Source organism: Janthinobacterium aquaticum (assembly GCF_009208565.1).
Lineage (GTDB): Bacteria > Pseudomonadota > Gammaproteobacteria > Burkholderiales > Burkholderiaceae_D > Janthinobacterium.
The window spans coordinates 213,595-237,215 of record NZ_WFLK01000008.1 but is presented as its reverse complement, the minus strand read 5'-3'; the positions used below and the strand labels follow the sequence as shown (position 1 = coordinate 237,215).

Annotated in this window: 17 protein-coding genes; 11 read left to right on the top strand and 6 right to left on the bottom strand. The window is 58.9% G+C overall.

Features of this window, described 5'->3' with window-relative positions; all coding sequences use genetic code 11:
• Window positions 1-16: 16 nt before the first annotated feature.
• From GCM43_RS14785 to GCM43_RS14765, 5 genes are all read right to left on the bottom strand, one after another.
• Entirely contained in the window at window positions 17-853 is an 837-nt protein-coding gene (locus tag GCM43_RS14785; protein ID WP_152245551.1) for an HDOD domain-containing protein, read from the bottom strand.
• 98 nt (window positions 854-951) lie between these two features.
• Entirely contained in the window at window positions 952-2,034 is a 1,083-nt protein-coding gene (locus tag GCM43_RS14780) for a BMP family ABC transporter substrate-binding protein (RefSeq protein WP_193315626.1), read from the bottom strand.
• A 22-nt stretch (window positions 2,035-2,056) separates the two neighbouring features.
• Complete coding sequence (locus tag GCM43_RS14775) at window positions 2,057-2,986, bottom strand: ABC transporter permease (RefSeq protein ID WP_152245549.1); 930 nt, start codon at window positions 2,984-2,986, stop codon at window positions 2,057-2,059.
• The gene (locus GCM43_RS14770; RefSeq protein WP_152245547.1) at window positions 2,979-4,055 is read right to left on the bottom strand and encodes an ABC transporter permease; all 1,077 of its coding nucleotides are present in this window, start codon (window positions 4,053-4,055) and stop codon (window positions 2,979-2,981) included. Before GCM43_RS14770 ends, GCM43_RS14775 begins: the two co-directional genes overlap by 8 nt.
• Window positions 4,048-5,562 (bottom strand): ABC transporter ATP-binding protein, encoded by a 1,515-nt coding sequence (locus tag GCM43_RS14765; protein ID WP_152245545.1) that lies wholly within the window; start codon window positions 5,560-5,562, stop codon window positions 4,048-4,050. The genes GCM43_RS14770 and GCM43_RS14765 overlap by 8 nt, the downstream gene beginning before the upstream one ends.
• Window positions 5,563-6,005: 443 nt before the next feature.
• Between GCM43_RS14765 and GCM43_RS14760 the strand changes: the two genes are divergently transcribed.
• From GCM43_RS14760 to gluQRS, 11 genes are all read left to right on the top strand, one after another.
• The gene (locus tag GCM43_RS14760; RefSeq protein WP_226929500.1) at window positions 6,006-6,818 is read left to right on the top strand and encodes an outer envelope protein; all 813 of its coding nucleotides are present in this window, start codon (window positions 6,006-6,008) and stop codon (window positions 6,816-6,818) included.
• A 76-nt stretch (window positions 6,819-6,894) separates the two neighbouring features.
• A complete protein-coding gene (gene tssF / locus GCM43_RS14755) occupies window positions 6,895-8,760 on the top strand; it encodes a type VI secretion system baseplate subunit TssF (RefSeq protein WP_226929497.1) in 1,866 nt (621 codons plus the stop codon).
• A complete protein-coding gene (tssG, locus tag GCM43_RS14750) occupies window positions 8,730-9,749 on the top strand; it encodes a type VI secretion system baseplate subunit TssG (RefSeq protein WP_152245543.1) in 1,020 nt (339 codons plus the stop codon). Before tssF ends, tssG begins: the two co-directional genes overlap by 31 nt.
• 94 nt (window positions 9,750-9,843) lie before the next feature.
• Entirely contained in the window at window positions 9,844-11,406 is a 1,563-nt protein-coding gene (locus GCM43_RS14745; protein ID WP_226929496.1) for a type VI secretion system Vgr family protein, read from the top strand.
• Entirely contained in the window at window positions 11,330-12,001 is a 672-nt protein-coding gene (locus tag GCM43_RS26175) for a bacteriophage T4 gp5 trimerisation domain-containing protein (RefSeq protein ID WP_226929495.1), read from the top strand. The genes GCM43_RS14745 and GCM43_RS26175 overlap by 77 nt, the downstream gene beginning before the upstream one ends.
• An 8-nt stretch (window positions 12,002-12,009) precedes the next feature.
• Window positions 12,010-13,350, top strand: coding sequence for a DUF2169 family type VI secretion system accessory protein (locus GCM43_RS14740; RefSeq protein WP_152245541.1), 1,341 nt, complete (start codon window positions 12,010-12,012; stop codon window positions 13,348-13,350).
• The gene (locus GCM43_RS14735) at window positions 13,347-18,362 is read left to right on the top strand and encodes a PAAR-like domain-containing protein (RefSeq protein WP_152245539.1); all 5,016 of its coding nucleotides are present in this window, start codon (window positions 13,347-13,349) and stop codon (window positions 18,360-18,362) included. Before GCM43_RS14740 ends, GCM43_RS14735 begins: the two co-directional genes overlap by 4 nt.
• Window position 18,363: 1 nt before the next feature.
• Window positions 18,364-18,774 (top strand): hypothetical protein, encoded by a 411-nt coding sequence (locus GCM43_RS14730; protein ID WP_152245537.1) that lies wholly within the window; start codon window positions 18,364-18,366, stop codon window positions 18,772-18,774.
• Window positions 18,775-18,943: 169 nt separating this feature from the next.
• Complete coding sequence (locus tag GCM43_RS14725) at window positions 18,944-19,360, top strand: hypothetical protein (protein WP_152245535.1); 417 nt, start codon at window positions 18,944-18,946, stop codon at window positions 19,358-19,360.
• A 146-nt stretch (window positions 19,361-19,506) separates the two neighbouring features.
• A complete protein-coding gene (locus tag GCM43_RS14720) occupies window positions 19,507-19,884 on the top strand; it encodes a VOC family protein (protein WP_152245533.1) in 378 nt (125 codons plus the stop codon).
• A gap of 88 nt (window positions 19,885-19,972) precedes the next feature.
• Window positions 19,973-20,893: a tRNA glutamyl-Q(34) synthetase GluQRS gene (gluQRS, locus tag GCM43_RS14715; RefSeq protein WP_152245531.1), complete on the top strand. Its 921-nt coding sequence runs from the start codon at window positions 19,973-19,975 to the stop codon at window positions 20,891-20,893.
• 78 nt (window positions 20,894-20,971) lie between these two features.
• Here the strand turns inward: gluQRS and GCM43_RS14710 are convergent, their stop codons facing one another.
• Window positions 20,972-23,209 (bottom strand): TonB-dependent receptor, encoded by a 2,238-nt coding sequence (locus GCM43_RS14710; RefSeq protein WP_152245529.1) that lies wholly within the window; start codon window positions 23,207-23,209, stop codon window positions 20,972-20,974.
• Window positions 23,210-23,621 lie beyond the last annotated feature (412 nt).

The window sequence follows — 23,621 nt, the reverse complement described above, 5'->3', positions numbered from 1 at the left end:
GCAGCAAGCAGACCGCTTACACCAGCAGCGCAGCGGCCAGCGATTCGATCTCTTCGGCCGATTCGTCGAGGATGGTATGCAGCGTGCTGCCGCTGACGCCAAAATCGTTGCGCGCTGCCGCCAGGCGCCGCTCGGCGCCCTCCGGTGGGTGCAGCGGCGAGCTGACGGGCGACAGATCGTTGGCCAGCACCAGCGTGGCGCCCAGCGTGCGCGGCGGGAACGGGCTGCCGCCATGCCACATGCCTTCGACCGCCTGCAGCACCATATCGGGCACTTCGAGCTGGCGCAGCACGCCGCGGCCGATCAGCTTTTCACCGTATTCGATCCAGTCTTCGGTATTGTCGTCGAGCAGGCCCGGATACTCCTCGGCGCGCGACAGCAGGTAAAAGCCGCCCACCTCGTGCACGATGGCAGCAAACATCGCCGTTTCCACATCGACATGCGTGACTTTTTTGGCGATCACCTGGCTCAGCGCCGCCACATGCGCCGTATGCTCCCACAGGCGAGCCGACTTGGCGCGCAGCTGCGGATCGGTAATCTGGCTGCCCAGCTGGCGCACGATGACCGAGGCCACCATCGATTTGAGGGTGGCAAAACCCAGCCGCGAGACGGCGGCGCGCACATTGGCGATCTCGTTGCCGGAGCGGTTATAGGCGGCCGAGTTGGCCAGCGCCACCACCCGCGCCGACAGCAGCGGCTCGGCCATCACCATGCGCGCGGCCGCTTCGATATGACAGTCGGCGTCGTCAAGCGCCTGCTGCAGCTTGAGCGTCGCGTTGACGTTGGCGGGGAAAGTCAGCTCCCCCTTGCCAGCCTGTAAGGCGATGATCTTGAATATTTCCAGTCGTTCCATGGCGAGGTCTCCGGATTGGCTCTGCCAGCCTGCGGCGTTGATCGGTCGGGAAGCATGCGCTGCTTCATGATTCCCGACAATACTACCTCAACTTGATGTTACTTACCGGAAACTTTACCAGCCACGCCTTCGACAAAGTAATCCATCTTCGTCAGCGCTGCGTCGTCGAGCACACCCTTGTCGAGGCGCACCTTGCCGTCGTTATCCTTGATCGGTGCGGAAAATGGATTGAGCTTGCCCGATACCATCTCTTTTTCACGCGCCAACACGAACTGCTTCACGTCGGCCGGTACGCTGGCATTGATGCCTTCGAGTTTGACCATGCCGTCCTTGATGCCGCCCCAGGTGCTGGTCGGCTTCCAGCTGCCGTCGAGCACTGCCTGCGCCTGCTTGGTGTAGTAGTCGCCCCAGTGATGGGTAACGGCCGCCAGTTGCGCTTTCGGGCCATATTTTTTCATGTCCGAATGGTAGGCGATCGCGTACTTGCCCTTCTCTTCGGCGGCCTGCACCACGGCGGTCGAATCGGTGTGATGGGTGATCACATCGGCGCCCTGGCCGATCAACGTGATGGCGGCGTCGCGCTCCTTGCCCGGATCGAACCAGCTGTTCACCCAGACCACTTTCACTTCGGCCTTCGGGTCGACGCTGCGCATGCCGCGCGTAAAGGCGTTGACACCCTGCAGCACTTCGGGAATCGGAAACGCCGCCACATAACCGGCCACGTGCGACTTGCTCATCTTGCCAGCCAGTACGCCAGCCAGGTAGCGGCCTTCATAAAAGCGCGCATTGGTGTTGGCCACGTTGGCGGCCGTCTTGTAGCCGGTCAGGTGCACGAATTTCACGTTAGGAAACTGCTTGGCCACCTTCAGCGTCGGGTTCATATAGCCGAACGAGGTAGTGATCACCAGCTTGCTGCCGGTTTGCGCCAGGTCGCGGATCACGCGTTCGGCATCGGCGCTTTCCGGCACGTTTTCCACGTATTTGGTGGTGATTTTGGCGCCCAGCGCCTTTTCCATTTCCTTGCGCGCGATATCGTGCTGGGTGGTCCAGCCGGCGTCGCCGATCGGGCTGATATACACAAAGCCGACGTTCAATGGCACTGTGGCAGGTGCTGCAGCCATGGCGGCAACAGGGGTCAGCACGGCGGCGCACAGTGCAGCATGAAGCATTTTCTTGGACATGGATTTTCCTTGTAGTGGATGATTAATTTCCGGGATTGAAATTTTTGCCCAGCGAGGCCGGCATATTGAGCTTGATCAGATTGGCGTTGCTCGATATCAGCACCAGCACCACGATGGCGGCCAGGTAAGGCAGCATCGACAGTAGTTGCGACGCCACCGGCACGCCGATCGCCTGCACATGGAAGGTCAGGATGGTGATGCCGCCAAACAGATAGGCGCCGCCCACCACGCGCGCCGGGCGCCAGGTGGCAAACGTGGTCAGCGCCAGCGCGATCCAGCCGCGCCCTGCCACCATGCCTTCGACCCACAGCGGCGTATAGACCAGCGACAGGAAGGCGCCGGCCAGGCCGCAGCAGGCGCCGCCGAACAGCACGGCGGCCAGACGGATACGGCGTACCGGATAACCAAGTGCATGCGCCGAAGACGGCGACTCGCCAACGGCGCGCAGCACCAGGCCGGCGCGCGTGCGGTACAAGAACCAGGCGATCGCCACGCACAGCAACAGCGCCAGATAGACCATCGGATGCTGGCGGAACAGCGCCTGGCCCAGCACCGGAATGTCTTCCAGCCAGGGAATGCCGAACTTGCCGTTCTGCAGGCTCTTGCCCACGTAGTTGATGCCGATATAGGTTGAAGCGCCGCCGCCAAACAGCGACAGCGCCAGGCCGGTCGCATACTGGTTGGTGCCCAGCCACACCGTCAGCCAGGCAAAAAAGCCCGACAGCAGCATGCTGGCGCCGGCGCCGGCCAGAAAGCCCAGCAGCGGGCTGCCGGTATCGACCGCCACCGCAAAGCCGGCAATGGCCGACACCAGCATCATGCCTTCGGCGCCCAGGTTGACCACGCCGGCCTTTTCGTTGACCAGCAGGCCCAGCGCAGCGAGCATCAGCGGCGTGCCGGCATTGATGCTGGCGGCCACCAGCGGTGCAATGGTGAGTGCCAGGTTATCCATGTTTGCTCCAACGCAGTTTGTATTGAATCAGCACATCGCAGGCCAGCAGCGCAAACAGCAGCATGCCCTGGAACACGCCGGTAATCGCGCTCGGCAAGCCCAGGCGCGACTGCGCCAGCTCGCCGCCGATATAAAACAGCGCCATGATAAAGCTGGAAAAAATCACGCCGACCGGATGCAGGCGGCCCACGAAGGCCACGATAATGGCGGCAAAGCCATAGCCGGGCGACACCGTCGGCGTCAGCTGGCCCATCGGTCCCAGCACTTCGCAGGCGCCCGCCAGGCCCGACAGCGCGCCGCAGATCAGCAAGCTCGACCACAGCGCCTTGCGCGAGGAAAAGCCCGCATAGCGCGCCGCCGCCGGCGCCATGCCGCCCACGCGCAAGCGAAAGCCGCTGATGCTTTTCGACAGGTACAGCCAGCCACCGAGTGAGGCCAGCAGCGCAAACACAATCCCCAGGTGCAAGCGCGTGTCGCTGATTACCATCGGCAACAGCAGGCCGTCGGACAGCAGTTTCGACTGCGGGAAATTGAAGCCTTCCGGGTCGCGCAGCACGCCGTACACCAGATAGCTGAGCAGCAACTGGGCGATATACACCAGCATCAGCGAGACCAGGATTTCACTGGCGTTATAGCGGTCGCGCAGCCAGGCGGTGATGCCTGCCCAGGCCATGCCGCCGGCCATGCCGGCCGCCAGCGCAACGGCGATCATGGCGCCACCGCCCACCTCATCGTCGAGATACAGCGCCGCCGCCCCGCCACAGATGGCGCCCAGCGTCAGCTGCCCTTCGGCGCCGATGTTATACACATTGGCGCGAAAACAGATGGCCAGCCCCACCGCGATCAGCAGCAGCGGCGCGACCTTGATGCCCAGCTCCGACCAGCCGTGCGCATCGCGCAGCGGCTCGACAAAAAACACCGCCAGCCCGGCCAGCGGATCGTGGCCCAACGCCACAAACAACAAGGCGCCGACGATGACTGTCAGCAACAGCGCCAGCACCGGCGACAGCCACGACATCAGTTGCGACGGCGCCGGGCGCGCCTCCAGGCGCAAGCCAAACTTAGCCATGGGCTGCCTCCTGCGGCCACAAGCCACTCATCCATTGCCCGACCAGCGCGACGCTGGCGTCGGCCGCCTCGAGCGGCGGCGACAGCCGCCCCTTGGCCATCACCATCAGCCGGTCGCTCAGTTCAAACAGTTCATCGAGTTCTTCCGACACCACCAGCAGCGCACAGCCGGCGTCGCGCAGCGCCAGCAGTTCGGCGCGGATCTGCGCTGCCGCGCCCACATCCACGCCCCAGGTCGGCTGCGCCACCACCAGCACGCTTGGCGCGCGCAGCACTTCGCGCCCGACGATAAATTTTTGCAAGTTGCCGCCAGACAGGCTGCGCGCCGGCGACTGCGGCCCGCCGGCCTTGACGCCGAAGCGCGCGATAATCGCCTGCGCGCGCGCCACGATGGCCTTGTGGCGCAAAAAACCATGGCGGATGGTGGCCGAGGTTTGCAGGCTCAGCACCACATTGTCGGCCAGCGACATGTCGGGCACCGCACCGCGCCCGAGCCGCTCTTCCGGCACGAAGCTGAAGCCCAGCGCGCGGCGCCGGCCCGGCGGCAGGCGGCCGACCGGCGTGTCGCCGAGCATGATGGCCCCGGCTTCGGCGCGCAGATCCTCGCCGGACAAGGCCGCCAGCAACTCCTGCTGGCCATTGCCCGACACGCCGGCAATGCCGACGATCTCGCCGGCGCGCACGCTCAAGCTCACGTCCTGCAGGGCAGTGGCAAACGGATGGCTTTTCGGCAGGTTCAGGCGCTGCACGCGCAGCATGGCACGGCCCGGCGTACTGGCCCGGCGCGTGACCACCGGCGGCTCGGCGCCGATCATCATGCGCGACAGACTGGCGGCCGACTCCTGCGACGGGTCGCACTGGCCGGCGTTCTTGCCACCCCGCACCACGGTGCAGGTATGGCACAGCGCGCGGATCTCGTCGAGCTTGTGGCTGATATACAAAATGCTGCAGCCTTCGCTGGCCAGCTGGCGCAGGGTTTCGAACAGTTTTTCCACCGCCGAGGGCGTCAGCACCGAGGTCGGCTCATCGAGGATCAGCAACTGCGGCTTGGCCAGCAGCGCGCGCACGATCTCCACGCGCTGGCATTCGCCCACAGACAAGGTGTGCACATGGCGCTGCGGCTCGAGTTCCAGTCCGTACTGGCGCGCGGTATCGGCAATGCGCACCGCCAGCTTGGCCAGGTCGGTATCGGCCGGCAAGCCCAGTGCAATGTTTTCGGTCACGGTCAGCGTGTCGAACAGCGAAAAATGCTGGAACACCATGGCAATGCCCAGCGCGCGCGCAGCAGCCGGACTGGCTACCGCGACTTCGCGACCGTTCCACAGCATGCGTCCGCCATCGGGCTGCACGGCACCGTAGATAATTTTCATCAACGTCGACTTACCGGCGCCGTTCTCGCCCAGTACGGCATGGATCTGCCCTGCTTCCACGCGTAAATTGATGCCGTCATTGGCCACCACGGCCGGATAACGCTTGCTGATGTCTTGTAACTCCAGGCGTAACGTCATTGCTGTTCTTGTGCCTTGTTCGCGAGCGTTGAGGGACGATGGATGGTAGAAAACCGTATTTGATTTATATCGTATCGAGATTCGCCCAGCCGATGGGGTACCGCTTTCGCGGCGCGTTTCTTTTTCCACAAAAAAACAACACCGGCCGGCTGTTTTGAAAAAAATTGACAGCTTTACAGCACATGGCTGGCCCCGCAAGGCGTGGAAAATGCGATCATTATATTCAAGAAATGATACCAAGTATGCATATAAAACATATCAAGGGCTGACTGCTTTCTCGCATGATGCTTGCAACGGCGTCCATCGTTGCGCATCGCCACACATCATTGCTGCAATTTTCCTCAATCGTCAATTTTTGCCGCCATCCGGAGTCCTACGTGAAAAAACCAATAATCGCCCTGCTGCCTTGCCTTTTTGCCACCGCCTTGCTTGCCGCCAGCGGCGTGGCAGGCACTGCCCAGGCAGCCGAATGGAGCGATACGGCGCTGAGCTGGCGCGCCGGCAACGACTACCGCGAACCGTTCAATCCGGACGACATCAAGAAAAATATTTTCGCCATCACCCATGCCAGCGGCTACAAATACGGCAGCAATTTCGTCAATCTCGATTTCCTGATGTCCGACAGCAAGGACCCTGGCGCGCTGGGCAAGACTTCGGGCGCTCAGGAAGCGTATCTGGTGTATCGCAACACCATCGATATCGGCAAGGTGCGCGGCAGCGACATCGCGTTCGGTCCGGTGCGCGGCGTGGGCGTGACGCTCGGTTTCGATGTCAATACCAAGAACGACGTCGGCTACAACTCGCGCAAGCGCATGCTCGTCGCCGGCCCGACCCTGATGTGGGATGTGCCCGGCTTTTTCAACACCAGCCTGCTGTTGCTGCGCGAAAGCAATGCCCCGAGCGGCGCCTTCCCGCCGATCTCCGACGTGCGCGGCCGCTATACTTACAAGACCCACGCCATGCTGACCGGCGCCTGGGGCATTCCGCTGTCGCCGCTGTTTTCCTTTGAAGGCTTTTTCAACCTGATCGACTCGAAAGGCAAGGACGAAGTGGGTCGCCCGACCGCCGTCGAAACCAATATCGACATGCAGGTCATGTTTGATGTGGGCGCCGCACTGGGCAACGCCAAGAACACTTTCCGCTTGGGCCTCGAATACCAGTACTGGAAAAACAAATTCGGCAACTCGGCCGCCACCACCGGCAACCAGGGGCAGACGGCGAAAACGCCGATGGTGCGCGCTGAATATCATTTCTGATAGGTTGTATAAAATCAATATCCACGGTCAAGCTTAATGCCAGCATGCAACTTTACAGCTGGCCGAAAGCGCGACCGTGGAACATCTGCTGCCGTATTACGAACGTGAGCTGGGCCTGTTTCGCCAGTACACGCGCGAGTTCGCCCATCGCTATCCGAAAGTGGCCGGACGTTTGCACATCGCCGGCGAGACCTGCGAAGACCCGCATGTCGAGCGCCTGATCCAGTCGTTTGCCCTGCTGACAGCCAGGGTCGCCAAGCGGCTCGACGACGACTACCCGCAACTGACCGAGTCGCTGCTTGAAACGCTGTATCCGCATTTCCTGCGCCCGTTTCCGTGCTGCGCCATCGTCCGTATCGGGCAGGACGATGCACCGGCCGACGACCAGGTGCGCACGATCGCGCGCGGCACCGTGCTGCGTTCGCCTCCGGTGCAGGGCGTGGCCTGCAAATTCACCAGCACCCATGACGTCACGCTGGCGCCGCTGGCCATTACGCAACTGCGCCTGGGCGCCACGGCCGATGCGCCGCCAGCCTTGCCCCTGCCGCCGGACGCCAGCGCCGTGCTCAGCATCAGCTTTGCCGCCAGCAGCGCCCATGCCGACCTGTCGCAACTGGCGCTGCAGCGCCTGCGCCTGTTTGTCGATGGCGAACCGTCGCTGCGCGCGGTGCTGTTCGATGCCCTGGTCCTGCACGCGAGCGGCGCTTATATCGCCACCGAACCCGGCGCTCCCTGGCAGGCGCTCGACGGCGCGGTGCTGGCGCCGGCCGGCTATGACGAGAGCGACGCGCTGCTGCCGTTTTGCGCGCGTTCGCACCCGGCCCTGCGCCTGCTGAGCGAATACTTTGCCTTCCCCGATAAATTTTATTTTATCGACCTGCTATGGCCGCAGATCGCAGCGCGATTGCCCCTGCAATGCCGCCGGTTCACGCTGCACCTGTTGCTGCGCGGCGTGCGCAGCGACAGCCATGCGGCGCGTCTGCTCGCCATGGCCAGCCCTGGCAATCTGCTGCAAGGCTGCACGCCGGTCATCAATCTGTTTCACAAGACCGGCGTGCCGATCCGCTATACCGACACCGAGGCCGATCACGCCCTGATTGCCGATGCCAGCCACGCACCGGCCTACGAGATCCACAGTATCGAAAGCGTCAGCGTGCTGCACCGCGATGCGCAAGGCGAACGCTTGAGCACGTTCCTGCCACTGTATTCGGCGCTGCACGGCGCGCGCCATGAACAGGGTGGCCAACAGTCTGGCAACTACTGGCTGGCGCGGCGCGATCAGCAGGTCGCCGCAGTCAGCCCCGGCCATGAAACGCGGCTGTGCCTGATCGACCCGCCATGGCGCCAGCGCCTGGACCAGCGCGCGGCCGATGACGGCGCCGTCACCATTGCAACGCAACTGCTGTGCAGCAACCGCGACCTGCCCACGCAATTGCCGTATGGCCAGCCGCAAGGCGACCTGCAAGCCGAAGACGTACCCGACGGCTTGCCGATCCGCTTTCTGCGCAAACCCACGCCCAGCTATCGCCAGCAAGCGGGCAAGCACGCGCACTGGCGGCTGATCTCGCATTTGTCGCTCAACTATTCGGGCCTGACACAAGCCGAACTGGGCGAATTTCAAAAGATGCTGAGCCTGTACGATCTGCCCTGCTCGGCCACCACCCAGCGCCTGATCGAAGGCATCACGGGCCTGGCGCACGGCAGCACGCGCGACTGGATGGCGGGCGCGCCGTTTCCCACGCTGATGCCCGGCATCGCCATCCGCATGACGCTCGACGAACAGGCTTTTGCCGGCAGCAGCCTGGCCGTGTTTGCGCAAGTGTTCCAGCGCTATTTCGCGATGAACAACCAGCTCAACTGCTTTAGCCGCCTGACGCTGGTGTCGCAGCGCAGCGGCGAGGAACTCGTTCAATGTCCGGCCCGCTACGCCAGCACCGCGTAATCGGCCAGTTGCTGGCCACGCCGCAGCAGTATTGCTGGCGCCAGGCCGTACGCCTGCTGCTGGGCTGGCTGCACCAGCAAGGCGTGCCGACCGAGACCGCGCTGACGCGCAGCGTGCGCTTCGTCAACAGCGTCTCGCCCGCCTTTCCGGCCAGCCAGATCGAAGCGATCAGCGTCGAAGGCAGCCTTGCAAACCCCGACCAGTTGCGGTTCCGGATCACCCCGACCTTTATGGGTTTTCTTGGCAATCACGGCGCCTTGCCCAGCCATTACTCGGAACGCATTGCCCACCATCAGACCAGCCTGGATGACGCAGCGCCACGCGCCTTTCTCGACCTGTTTTCCAGCCGCGCGCTGACGCTGTTTTACCAGGCCTGGGAAAAATACCGGATCGAGCAAGGCCAGGCGCAACAGCAATTCCTGCCCCAGCTGCTGGCGCTGGCCGGCCATCACCCCTGCCCTGCTCTAGATATCGCGCCATCGGTTATCGGCCTGTACAGCGGCCTGCTGCAGCAGCGCCAACTATCGGCCACGGTGATGGCGCGCATCCTGGCCGATCATTTCGGCGTGCCCGTTACGGTGCTCGAGGCCACCGGCGCCATGCTGGTACTGGCGCCACGCGAACAGACGGCGCTGGGCGGCGCCAACGCGCTGCTGGGCCAGCGCGCCACGCTGGGAGAGCGCTGCCTGCGTCCCGACCTGGCCGTCACCGTGCGCATCGGTCCGCTCAACGCCGCGCAGCATGCCCAATTCCTGCCGCGCACCAATGACAGCGTGCAACTGGCACAACTGCTCAAGCTGTTTGGCCAGCCCTTGCTGCAGTACCGGATCGAACTCGTGCTGGACGCCGGCGCCGTGCGCGGCGTCACGCTGGGCCGGCTGCCTGAGAGCGGCCTGGGCTATAACACTTTTCTTTGCCCGCCAGCCCATACCGGTGAGCGCGATGACATGCATTACTGCCTGCAACTGATGCCGGCGCTGCCTGACTGAGCTGAGCGTTGCGCCGGCTCAATACGCTTGAGCTTGCCAACTCTACAGTGATCGTTCTGCCTGCGCACCAATTACCCGAGGAGGCGATGTCAGCATGAATGCGTTTCAGGATGCCAACCCGGCCTGGGCAACCCTGGCCAGCCTGGTACAGGACATGCAGGGCGACCGCCTGCTGCGCCTGCACTTCCCGCACAACGATGCCCCCGCCGACGCGACGCTGCTGGCCAATACGCTGGACGCGGCCGAAAGCCTGTCATGCGACTTTTGCTATATCGTCGAAGTGCTGTCCGACAACGCTGCCGTGGCGCTGGAAAGCGTGATGGGCAAGATGGTCAGCATCGAACTGGTGCGCGAAGACGGTAGCTTGCGCTACTTCAACGGCCATGTTTTCGAGTTCCGCCTGCTGCGCGCCGACGGCGGCTTTGCCTACTATGAAATGGTGCTCGAACCATGGCTGGCCCATTTGCGCCTGCGGCAAAACAACAAGGCTTTTCACGGCCTGAATATTGCTGCGTTGACCGATGCTGTGCTGGAAGACTATCTGATGCGCGACTACCGACTTGGCGCCAGCGGCGCCGACCCCGCCATCACCTATATCTGCCAGCATAACGAAAGCGACCATAACCTCCTGCACCGGCATTGGGAGCAACTGGGCTGGCATTACCGCTACGAACATCGGCGCGACGGCCATACGCTTTACCTGTCGGATGACAGCACGCTGGGTCCGCCGATTGATGGCGAACTCGACAGCATGCCCTTCCAGCACCATGGCGGTAGCCAGGAAGATGACGGCGTGCACCAGTGGAGCGGCATGCGGCGCCTGGCGCCAGCGCAGATGACGCTGGCCAGTTTCAACTTCAAGCATCCACGCGGCGCCCGCGCCAGCAGCGACAGCCTGAACCGCCAGGGCGCGGTGCCGCCACTGGAAGTGTACGAAAACACCGGCAGCTATGGTTTCCGGCATCTGGACGATGGCGAAGCGCTCGCCCTGCGTCGCATGGAAGAGCGCGACGCCAGAGCGCAGCAATTCGAAGCGCAGGGCAACGACCGCACGGCGCAGCCGGGTCGCTGGTTTACGCTCAGCGGACATTTTGCCGGCATCGCCGCCACCGAATACCTGATCGTGTCGGTGCGCCACTTTGCCAGCAATAACTACCATCAGGGCCGCCAGGCCAGCTCGCACTACAGCAACAGTTTCAGTTGCATCGAGCGCAGCATTGCCTGGCGGCCGGGACGCAACTTTCACAGCAGGGAGCCGAAAATTTACGGCGTGCAAACGGCCATCGTGGTCGGACCGCCCGGCGAGGAAATCCATACCGATGGTTATGGCCGCGTGAAAGTGCAGTTTCACTGGGATCGGCTGGGCAAGTTCGACGACCAGAGTTCGCCGTGGATACGCGTAGTGTCGAGCTGGGCCGGCGCCAATTTCGGCCATATCAGCCTGCCGCGCATCGGCATGGAAGTGGTCGTGCAGTTTTTGGACGGCAACGTTTCCATGCCCATCATTACCGGCTGCGTATATAACGCGCGCAATATGCCGCCGTGGGATTTGCCGGCTAACAAGAAAGACGCAAAGCGGCATGCTCAGTCGCTCTTCCAGGAAAGGCGACGCCACCCACGCCAACGCCTTGCGCTTCGAGGACAGGAAGGGCTGTGAGGAGTTGTGGCTGCATGCCGAGAAAGACCAGCGCATGGAAGTCGAGCACGATGAATCGCACTGGGTCGGCAACGACCGCCGCAAAACCATAGCCCGCGACGAGACCGTCGAGGTTAAGCGCAACCGCACCGAAACGGTGGGCCAGGATGAAACCATTACCGTACGCCGCCACCGCAAGGAGCGGGTCGATCACAACGAACAGATCGATATTGGCGGCAATCGGCGCGAGCATGTGCATGGCAATGAACAGGTACAGATCGACGGCGCCCGCTCCGAGCGCGTGCTGCTGGCCAAGGAAGAATCGATCGCACTGACCAAGACGCTGACTATCGGCGCGGCCTACCAGACCACGGTGATGGGCGCCATGAACACCACCGTGGCCATGACACAAACTGAGCAGGTCGGCCTGAGCAAGACGGTGCTGGTGGGCGCCGACAGCGCGCTCAATGCCGGCGATTCGCATACGGTCACGGTAGGCAGTTCCAGCATCACCATCACGCCTGGCCGCATCGAGCTGTGCGCCGACGAAATCATTATTCGCGGCAGGAGCAAGGTGCAGCTGCACGGCGACGATATCGACAACAACCCGGGCTGAGGACAACCATGGCCGCAGCCGACCTGACCTCCTTGCAGATTCCCAATCTGCTGTTTGACAACCGCACACCGTTTGCCGCCACCCAGTTCGATATGCTCGATCAGTTCGACAGCGCCTTTCATGTGGTGGTGGCACGCATCGGCTACCGCCTGGGACCATGCGGCGCCGATGGCAGGGCCAGCCTGCTGCCCACTAGCGTTGCCGTTCCGCTGGCAACCGACGACCTGCACCTGGATGGCGATACGCTGGACGGCGATACGCAAGCGGGCACGCTGCAAGAAAGCGACTTTGCTCCCTACAAACCGCGCTGCGATGTGATCGTCAACGCCACCGCGCATGCGCCACGCGGCCAGGCGCTGCCGAATTTTCTGGTCAATCTGCACCTGCGCAAAAACAGGCAAACGCTGGTCAATAAAACGCTGCAAGTGTGCGGTGAACGCCACTTCATCAAAAAACCCATCCCCACCCGGCTGGCCCAGAGCTGCGCCCGCATGGCAACGCTGGGCACGCTGCGCCCCAACCCCTGGCGTTTGAGCCAGCCAGAAACATTCCTGCAACTGCCTTTGCATTACGCCTATGCCAGCGGCGGTGAATGCCGCCTTGAAGCGGCCCCAGGCGGTGACGGCAAGGCACAAGCCCAACATGCGCACTGCGACACCAACCCATTGGGACGCGGCTTTACGCGCCACTGGTATTTGGACGCGCACAAGCTGGAAAAAGTTCCCGCACCGCGCGTGATCTACCAGGGACGCCCCATGACCGCCAAACACTTCTGGCAAGGCGCCTCCGGCAAGGACCTGCCAGCGCCGGCCGGCCTGGCGCCGCTAGGACGCGGTTGGCAACCGCGCCGCGCCCTGGCCGGCCAGTTTGTCGAGAAGAACAACTGGCAAGCCGACGAGGTACCGCGCCTGCCGGAAGACTTCGACTTTGCCTATTGGAATTGCGCCCCGGCCGACCAGCAATGTGCGCATCTGGCGGGCCTGGAAGAATTTACCCTGACCAATCTGTGCCGCCATGATCACCCATCGGCACGCGCCGATCACTTGGGCAATACCGTGCTGCGCTTTGTACTGCCCGAGCAGATCGTGTTTCTGCTGCTGGCCGACCAGAACAACCAGCTGCTGGTGCTGCGGCTGGCCATCGACACCTTATTGATCGATCCCGAAACCGCCAGCGTCGAACTGGTCTGGCGCGCGCTGATCCCTGCCAACGCCGGCCAGGTCGCGACGCAGCTGATGCATGTGCAGCAGCCCGAACAGATGGCGCGCGTGGCGCTGCTGGAACAGGCGCAGGACGCCTTGGCTGAAGCGGCTGAAGCGGCTGAAGCCGCCGAGGCGGCCGCACCATGAGCAATGAAACCGTCACCAGATCATCGCGCTTTTATTGCGTCAGCCTGACGCCCGATATCTGCAAGACGCCGGTCGGATCGGGCACGCCGCCCCTGCCCTACAACATCACCGGTGAATTTGCCGATGCAAAAAACGCCTCGCCCAACGTCAGGTCGCATGGCGAGCCAGTTATCTTGCATCAGCGCAGCACTATTCCCACCGTCAGCGGCGACGCACCAGGCAAGGCCGGCGGCATCAAGAGCGGCACCGTGGGCAAGCAGGTCGATACGCTGGAGGCCAGCAACAGGCATCACGCCAATGGCGCCGACCTGGTGCAGGTTGGCCGCCAGGTCTGGATGAATGCGCGCAATACCGTTGGAAAAATTTACGAGCGCGGCGGGGAGGCGGCGCAGCCGATATTGAAAGAACTCGACTCCTTGATCCTTCAGGCAGCGCAAGATTACAAACATGGTGGATCGAAGACCATGCATTACGCGGCCGATGAAATGCTCGATAGCGGTGAGAAAGCCCTGCTCGGTAGCGCAGGATTGGCTGTAGGAGCAGCCATTACGGGTTTAACTGCATTGCCAATCGCGCCAGCACTTGTATCCGCCGCTGCAACCGGCGCAACGGCAGGTGGTACATTGATCACCGCTGGTGTAATCATGGAAAACAGCGCTACTGTACTGGATCATACAGCTGACTACGTTCTTGCAGGAGAAGCGCGTGATTTACGCCGCACAGCATACGATCTTGGTATTGATATGCTGGAAGGTGCCGCTGAATCCTATGTTTTTCGAAAAATTCCGGGGCTGGGGAAATTTGTCAGCAAAAAAATTGCTCCAGAAATCAAACGCATAAGAGACAGCATTCCGGCAAAAAGAGTTTCTGCAAAAAAGTCTGATCTCCCCCCTCCCAAATCCGGTGGCGACGACGGCAAAAGCCGCGGCAAAAAGGAACCCAAGTCCGAGCCGCCGTCGGACTGCTGTCCGAAAGATAGCGGCCCGGCCGGAAAACCGGTCAAGGGACGCAAACCCGTGCATTTCGGCACCGGCCAGGAAGTGCTGTACCAGACCGACTTTTCGCTGGAGCGTAACAGTGCGCGCGGCCTGCCCATCGTCTGGACACGCTGCTACCGCTCCGGCTCGGAGTGCGGCGACTGGGGCCTGCTGGGCGCGCGCTGGGCCACGCCCTACACCACCACCCTATCGGTATGCGAACAAGGCACGCTCTACCACGACGATACCGGCCGCGCGCTGCGCCTGCCGGCGCTGGCGCCGGGCGCCGTGTTTGACAGCCGCAAGGAAGGCTTTACCCTGCAGCGCGACGATCAGGACAGCTTTACACTGCTGTGGCGCGACGGCAGCCGCGAGCGTTTCAGCCGTGCCGGCCACAGCTGCCTGCCGCACGGTTTCAATGGCGTCAACGCCATGCTGGCGCCTGCCGCGCCAGTGCTCGCCGAGCGCTTTGTGCTGGTGCGCTTTGAACAGCGCGACGGTTATGGCGTCAGTATCGATTACCTGCCCGATGCCTTGCCAGGCACGCCCGTGCTGCGCCTGCGCAGCGATGACGGCAGCGTGCTCGAAGCCATCTGCGGCGAGCAGCAAGCTGGCGAGGCGCCACGCATCGAACGCATCGAAGAACTTGGTGACGATGGCAGCCGGCTGTGCCATGTGCGCTACGACTACGCCAGCGAAACTGCCACAACGCCCGTGCCTGAGCCACGCCGTTATAACCTGGTGCGCCAGAGCAATCTGGCTGGCGACAGCCGCAGCTATAGCTACCAGCACCATCTGCTGACAGCGTGCAGCAGCCATACCGGTTTTGTCTATGCCCTGGAATGGATCAGCCTGGATGCCCTGCGCGCCAGCTGGCGTGGACTGGCGCACGACCAACGCTATCCAATCACGCTCGACAACAGCTACCAGGCACGCGCCACCCTTACCCGCGCACTCGACGGCAGCGAACTGACCCGCATCGACTATATCGACCCTGACACTACCCGTGTGTCCGAGAACGGCGGCGTGCTCGAGTACACCTTTGATGCCAACTGGCTGGCGACCGATGTGCGCCGTATCAATGACATCAATGACGGCGCCGGTGCGACGTCGCTGGGTCGGCGCGAATGGGACCGCGACGGCATGCTGCTGGCCGAGATCGATGCCAATGGCGCCGCCACCCGCCATGCCTACGACCAGCAAGGCAACCTGGTCAGCAGTGTCGATGCGCTGGGCAACCGCTACAGCATCGACTACGGCGAGCACAACCAGCCGATTCTGATCACGGACGCGCTGGGGCATGGCAGCCGCCGCGGCTATGACGACAGCGGTCGCCTGCTGACGCAAACCGATGTGCTCGGCCACACCACCAGTTATCGTTATGATGCACAGGGCCAGTTGATCGAAGTCATCGATGCGAAAGGTGGTCACCAACATCTGCAATACAACGGCAAGGGGCAACTGGTACGCCATACCGATTGCTCGGGCTACAGTAGCCGCTACCACTACGACCGGCAAGGACGGCTCAGCGCGGTATTCGATGCGCAGGAGCACGTCACGCACTATGCCTACGACGTCCTCGGCCGCCTGACCGGCATCAAGGGTGGCGACGGCGCTGGCGAGCAGTTTGAATACGATGCCGACGGCAATTTGCTGACGCATCTCGACGCCGCAGGACACGCCACGCGCTATCAATACAACGGCCAGGGCTTGCCGGTGCAACGCACGGACGCCATCGGCCAGGTCCTGCGCTATCGCTATGACGGCGCGCTGCAGCTGGTCGAGCTGATCAATGCCAAGGGCGAGAGCTACATGCTGACCTATCACGCCGAAGGCTGGCTGGCGTCGGAAACCGGCTTTGACGGCAAGCTGACCGAATACAGTTACGACCAGGCCGGCAACCTGAGCGCCAGCCAGAGCGGCAGCCAGCGTACCGAGCTCGTGCACGATGCATTAAAACGCCTGGTCGCCAAGACCACCGCCGACGGCATCACGCGCTACGCCTATGACTGCCTGAGCCGGCTGATTGCCGTATCGTCGCCGCAAGCCGAGCAGCGCTACCTGCACGATGCGCGCGGCCAGTTGATTGAAGAGCGCAGCGCCTGCTTCCTGCAAACGCTGCCAGCCCCCGGCCGCATGCCCAACGCGCCGCGCCAGCCCGATGCCAGCTTCATTATGACGCACGCCTATGATGAACTGGGCAACCGTATCCAGACCGTGCTACCCAATGGCCGCCGCATCGACATCCTGCGTTACGGCGCCGGCCACTGGCACGGCGTGCTGTGGCATGGCCGCACGGTGGTCGACGTCGAACGAGACAGCCTGCACCGCGAAAAGCTGCGCCGCCTGGGCAACAGCGGCCTGATTGCCACCCGCCAGTACGACCGCCAGCAGCGGCTGGCGCGCATGACACTGGCACGCGACCCCGATGCCCCATCGCCACTGCGCGAACGCCGCTTCGACTACGACGCAGTCGGCAACCTCGTCACCATCATCCAGACCGGCAATACACCGACTGGCCCGCTCGGCAATCTGCACTATACGTATGACCCGATAGGACAACTGCTGTCGGCAATCCAGCCCGGACTGGTGGAGCGGTTTGCCTTCGATCCGGCTGGCAATATGGTCGCCCCCGCCAGCGATGGCACGCTCTCCGCCGTCAAGGGCGACCGGCTCGAACAGTACGGCGATATCCGTTACGACTACGACGAGCAAGGCAACACCATTCGCAAACGCGTCCAGCCACCCGGCCGCGAAGCGAGCTGGAGCGACTTGCAGCTTGAATATGACGCTGAGAACCGTATCAGCTTCGCTACCCGGAAAGAAGGTCGCACACGGCATCACGCGCAGTACTTTTACGATGCCTTCAGCCGACGTATTGCCAAGCGTGTAGCTGTGGAGCAATGGGGGAATCGTCAGGATATTGCTACCGATCCGCCTATCAACAACAGCACCATTACAACGCTCTTTGTATGGGATGGCGACGTATTAGCACAGGAACTTACGTTGCATGGCACGGTCTCGTATATCTACGAACCAGATAGCTTTGTGCCAATAGCTCGGATCGCTTCGGAAGGTGGCTACCATGGTACTCAACAAACTCTTCATCTATCACACCAAGGAGCTTGGGATTTACCAATCAAACAATCGAACGTCAAATTGCAGGCGGCTAAGTTTACTGAAGAAATGAGTAGTGCAGCGGTCCACCTATTAGCGTTACAAAGCATTGAGAAGAGAACAAGCCAAAAAACTAAGCAAGACCAAATTCTTTACTACAACTGCGATCATCTTGGCACTCCGCATGAAGTGGTCAACAAGCAGGGAGAAATGATTTGGAAAGCTCGCTACAGCGCGTGGGGGACAATATCTGAAATCGAAGAAAATCGTATTTTTCAACCGCTTCGGTTTCAAGGGCAATATGAAGATATAGAAACAGGAATATTTTATAATAGATATAGATATTATGACGCCAATTGCGCAATATTTTTCTCTCAAGACCCTATTGGATTACTGGGCGGAATCAATAATTATGCGTATTGCCCAGCTCCCACATCATGGGTGGATCCGTTAGGTCTAAGCCAAAAATGTCCTAAAAATTCGCCGTGTAATCCATGCATAGGAAAAAGGCCGGATTTAGAGGCCATGGCAATGCAAGGAACGTCTAATTATCCCAACAATCCCTATGCGTTTGTAGACTCGTATAAAAATATGGTATTAAAAAAAGGAACAATATTATACTCACTCACACCAGGTAGCGCTCCGGGTTTCGGAGTAACTAATCATACGTTGATAAAAGCAGCAGGAAACGTAGTCCGGTATCATGATTTAACACAGGTTACAGCAGGAAAAGATAGTAATGGCAACCCAAGAGCGATGAGAACACAAGTGCAAGCTTACCGGGTAAATGAAGATATTTGTGTTGCAAAAGGCGCAGCGCTGGCAAATAAGCAATTCGGGGCGGGTGGCGCTACACAGTACTATGTGTCACCAACAGATATCGGAAAACTCACACCAGGAAAAAAGAGAAATATTTAAAATGAAAAAAAACCAATGGAAAAACAATGGAAGCTTGATAAATCCTTTATATGATTTCATACCGGCTCAACCTGAAAATGAAAAAAATATAAATTTAGAAAACAAAAAAATTATAAGCGGCATTGAAAATAATGAAACAAAAAATTCACCATGGGTGGCAGAAATTAAAAAGCTTCCTTACAATTTATTGTGCATATTGCTAGAGGAATTAAAATCTGGAAACTCAATCATAAGCATAAATAGTTCTAATTGGCCACAAAATGGAAGCATAGTTGTAAAACTGAGAAAAGGGTTTAAAAAAGAAAACAAAAATATTAAAGGAACAAAATGGAGGTTGTTAAATGACCCCCATTATTGCAATGAGGAAATAACGGAAATCTTAAACGATATAGAATTTTTGATAATTAACTAGATACGCAAAAAATAGCTCAGAAGATACTGTTAGAGATAGCATTTGTGTGGCAGTGAGCGCAACCTCTAGAAATGAGAGATATGCTTCAAGAGGCGGAACGAAAATTTTTATTGACCATTCTAAAAAATAAAAAATTGAATCAAGGTACAGTTTAAAATCAAAATAAATTATGAAAAAAGTATTATGTATTGAAAATAAAATATTAAAAATTCAAAAAATTAAATTTTTATCAATATGCAATTCATTCAATGTGGAAAATTTCAAAAAGGAAAAAAAAGGAAATTTCGAAAAATACAGCGGGGCAGTAGGTAATTATTACAGAGATTTTTTTATTGAAAATATTTTTATTGAAAAAGAGAATGGAAAAATAAAATATATTTTTATAAATTTTATAAATGAAGAAAAAATACCTATTCGCACAATAAAAAATATAAAGATTGCCAGATTAATTATAAAGTCATCTACACCAAAAAATATTGAATACACTCAAAGCGAAATAATTTTTTATTTTTTAGATTTTACAATCAAAATCTTTTATGACATTAAAACTTGCTTATCAACATTAATTTTACAATACAAAATATAATCACATAAATTAGAAATAAATTCATTCTAAAATACAAAAATAAATTTAAATATTCATACTAATTTACTCTTGAACTGGAAAAAGCACTACATGACTTTTATTCAAGAATAAAACATGAGGCCATTAATTAAATTAAAATAAATACTATGGATAGAAATATTTACATAACGATTATCTCCTTAAATCCAGATCAAGCAAAAGAATTTTATATCAAAAATTTTAACTTTGAAGAGAAATTTAAATATAATAAAAACTTTGCCACCAACAGAAATGTCCTTATTCACAAGATAGCAAAAAATCTTGAAGTTGAATTTTCCTACCCACAAAATGAAATTGAAAAGAACAATATTGGATCCCCTGGTGGGTCCAGATATTTATTTACCATTCCAACTGATAACATAGATGCGATAAAAGAACAACTAAGTGGAAGCAAATATTTTATTAATTATGTAGAAGCGCCTTATGCAAGCTTTTTAACGATACAAGACCCCATGGGTAACAAGGTATGTATCTATGAAACATGATTACGGGCACTTGCATTTAAAGCATCGTTGATGATCAAAAAATTTCAGTTATTATTCAGCGTCCGTAAGAAAACCATTAATCCGTCGCATGACCATCAGCCCCACTCCCTACACCGGCCGCTTCGCCCCCTCCCCTTCAGGCCCATTGCACATGGGCTCCCTCGTGGCCGCCATGGCCAGTTATCTGGATGCAAAAGTGCACCATGGCGCTTGGCTGCTGCGCATTGAAGATCTCGATTACGACCGCAATGTCGAAGGTGCTGATGCGTCGATACTGGCCAGTTTGCAGCGTTGCGGCATGCAGTGGGATGGCGAGGCGACGTGGCAGAGCCGCCGGCTGCCGCTGTACGAGGCGGCGCTGCAGCAGTTGCAGCAGGCGGGGCTGGTGTATCCATGCGGCTGCTCGCGCAAGGAGATTGCTGATTCGAATCTGCGTGCCGGCGTTGCCGGGCATGGCGTGGCGGTGTATCCGGGCACGTGCCGGCATGGCCTGGCGGCGGGTAAGGAGGCGCGTGCGTGGCGCTTGCGGGTCCCCGATGCGTCTGCTGGCGTGCTTGGTTTTGATGACCGCTGGCAAGGCTGGCAGCAGCAGGACCTGGGGCGCGACGTGGGCGACTTTGTGGTGCTGCGCGGCGACGGTTTCTGGGCCTATCAGCTGGCGGTGGTGGTTGATGATGCCGAGCAAGGCGTCACCGATGTGGTGCGCGGCGCCGACCTGCTCGACTCCACGCCACGCCAGTTGTATCTGCAAGATGTGCTGGGCTTGCCGCCCCCGCGCTTCATGCATGTGCCGATGGTAGTGAACGAATCGGGCGAGAAGCTGTCCAAACAAACGGGGGCCGCAGCTTTTGACACCGGCGCGGCGCCTTCAACCTTGCTGCAACAGGCGTTGCTACCTGCTGCGCGCTTTCTGGGCCTGGATGTGAGCGCCAGCAATATCGAGGCCTTCTGGCGCGCGGCCGTGCCGGCCTGGGCGCAATTGCTGTCGCGCTTGCCTGCGCGCGCATAAAAAAACCCGCTGCGGCGCAATGCCGGCAGCGGGTTCGAATCAGGCGCCAGCCACCAGGGCCGGCACCTGCAAACGGGCTTAGAAGTTGCCCTTGAACTGGACGCCGAACTGGCGTGGCTCGTTGATAAAGCCGGTACGGTTGTTGAAGTCGATGGCGCCGGTAATGCGCTTGGTATCGGTAATGTTGCGGCCGAATGCAGCCACTTCATACTTGCCATCGTTCCAGATGTAACCGACGCGCAGGCCGCCTTCGACCATCGCCTTGCCGGTGAACTCCTTGGCTTCATACAGGAAGAAGTTGATGTCGCTGCGGTAGGTCCAGTCGCTGTAGACGTAGAACTCGCCGTTTTCCATCGGGATCGAATAACGGCCATTGGCCATCACGGTCCACTTCGGTGCTTGCGGCAGCGGATTGCCATCGATAATGGCGTTGCCGGCAGCATTCTTCGGATCGGTCACGGTGCAACGCAGCGGGTTGCAGGTGGCGATCGACAGGCTAGGATCCTTGATTTCGGTAAAGTTGTAGCTGCCGCCCAGCGACAGTTTCAAGCTTGGCGTCACGAAACCTTCCAGCTCCAGTTCAGCGCCGCGGCCGTTAGTCTTGGCGGCATTGATCAGGCGCGTCACGTTCGAGGTGCCACCGACCACCGTCAGTTGCTGGTTCTTGACCTGGTAGTCATACACGCTGAAGGCCACGCGGGCGCGACGGTCGAACAGGTCGGCCTTGACGCCAGCTTCATAGGACGTGATGGTTTCGGCATCGGCGACCGTGACTGGCACGCTGGTGCTGGCTGGTGCAATACTTGGAGCACGGAAACCGGTTGCAACACGGCCGTAGAAGCTCACGTCCTTGGTGTACTTGTAGGTACCGCTCAGATCCCAGTTGACCTTCGATTTGCTGACATCGGCGCTGGTCGGATTGACCTGCACGACGCGGTCGGCCTGCACCGTATCGAAGTCTTTCTTGTCCTTGGTGTAGCGGATGCCGGCGCGCACCATGAAGGCGTCATTGACCGCATAGTTTGCCGAAGCAAAAGTTGCCCAGGCGCTGTTTTTCTGGCGGCTGGCCAGGTGCGACGCCAGCACGTGGGTAGTGGTGTCGAAGGTGTCGGAGAAACCGTTGGCGTCTTCGTTGAAGTAGTACACGCCTGCTTGCCAGTTCATCGGACCGGCGTTTTTCGACTCGGCGCGGAATTCTTGCGAGTACTGTTTCACGCTGGTAATGCCGCCGGCCGTTTCAACCTGGAACGGAATGACGCCAGGACCATTCGGTGCGCCGCCGTCGATATCGCCGTGCGACAGATAGCTGCCGACGCGCTCGAAGCCGGTGATCGAGTACAGTTTCACGCCGTCCAGGTCCCAGCTCAGGCGGGCGCTGGCACCGTTGGTTTGCAGATGCTGGAAGTTCGGCGCGTTGGTGTTCGATTTGTTCGGATCGAAGCCGTCGACGATGTCGTTGGTGCCTTGCTTGATCATGTTGGCGTAGAACACGCGCGCGCTGCCGGCGGTGCTACGCTGATGCACGTTGAACAGTGCATTGAAGGTGGTGTTCGGGGCGTACAGCACTTGCACGCGTTCGGCGTGTTCGTTGTAGCCGTCCAGCGCATCTTTCTGGCCGGTAAAGGTGTTGTCGACATAGTCGTCGCGGTGCTGGCGCAGGGTCGATACGCGCATTGCCCACTCTTTGCTCAACGGCACGTTGACAGCGCCTTCGACGTTGACGGTGTTATGGGTAGCGATCGAGCCGCTGTAATAGCCTTCGACCTTGTCCAGGTTCGGCTTGGCCGACTCGAACTTGACCACGCCGGCTGGCGTGTTGCGGCCGAACAGCGTGCCTTGCGGGCCGCGCAATACTTCCACGTTGGCCACGTCAAAAATCGGATAGCCCTTCAGGATCGGATTTTCCTGGACCACGTCGTCGTAGATCAGCGAGACAGGTTGCGATGCAAAAATATTGAAGTCGGTATTGCCGTAGCCGCGGATGTAAAAGCGCGGAAAGGTGCGGCCGTTCGACGACTCCACGTTCAGGCTCGGCACTTTGCCGGCCAGCATGCGGATGTCCTGGCCGCCGGAGACGATGACGTCCAGCTTTTGCGGCGTCAGCGACGACACGGACACAGGCACGTCACGGATATTTTCCTTGCGGCGCTGTGCGGTAACGGTCACGGTTTCCAATTGGCTGGCCGCAGGCGCCGTGTCGGCGGCAGCGGCAGCCTCGTCAGCGTAAGCCGAGCCAATTGGCAGGGCTGCTGACAACGCCAGCATGGCGGCGCTTTTGGCGCACAGACGCTTGTGCATCTTGGACATTTTGATCATGATGTTTTCCAGAGGTTATAAAAAAGAATCGCGAAATCTGTCTAGCAAACTGTCTCCGGCATGTTCTTTGCGGCGCGTCTTCTTTTTTGCACTTTTCTGGTGCGTCTGCGCGAGCGGATGTGTCCCCACTCCCGGCATCATTGGCTCTGCTCTGCCGCCACGATTCGAGGTGACAGCGTTCCAGGCCGCATCTTCAGATGTCTGATGACGCCGACGTTCAGCAAGGCGCCAATTTAATTCAAGCCCCTTATGCGCAGCAAGAATATTGTTATGCAAAATATCCAATCAATAACAGAATTCACTCACTAGTGGCTAATCAGCCACAATACAGCGGCTAAATCGGCGATTTAGCCGCATTTTTGGTTTTTCTTGACAAGCGAGGCAAGGGTTGAAACATCTGCCGAGGTTGCCA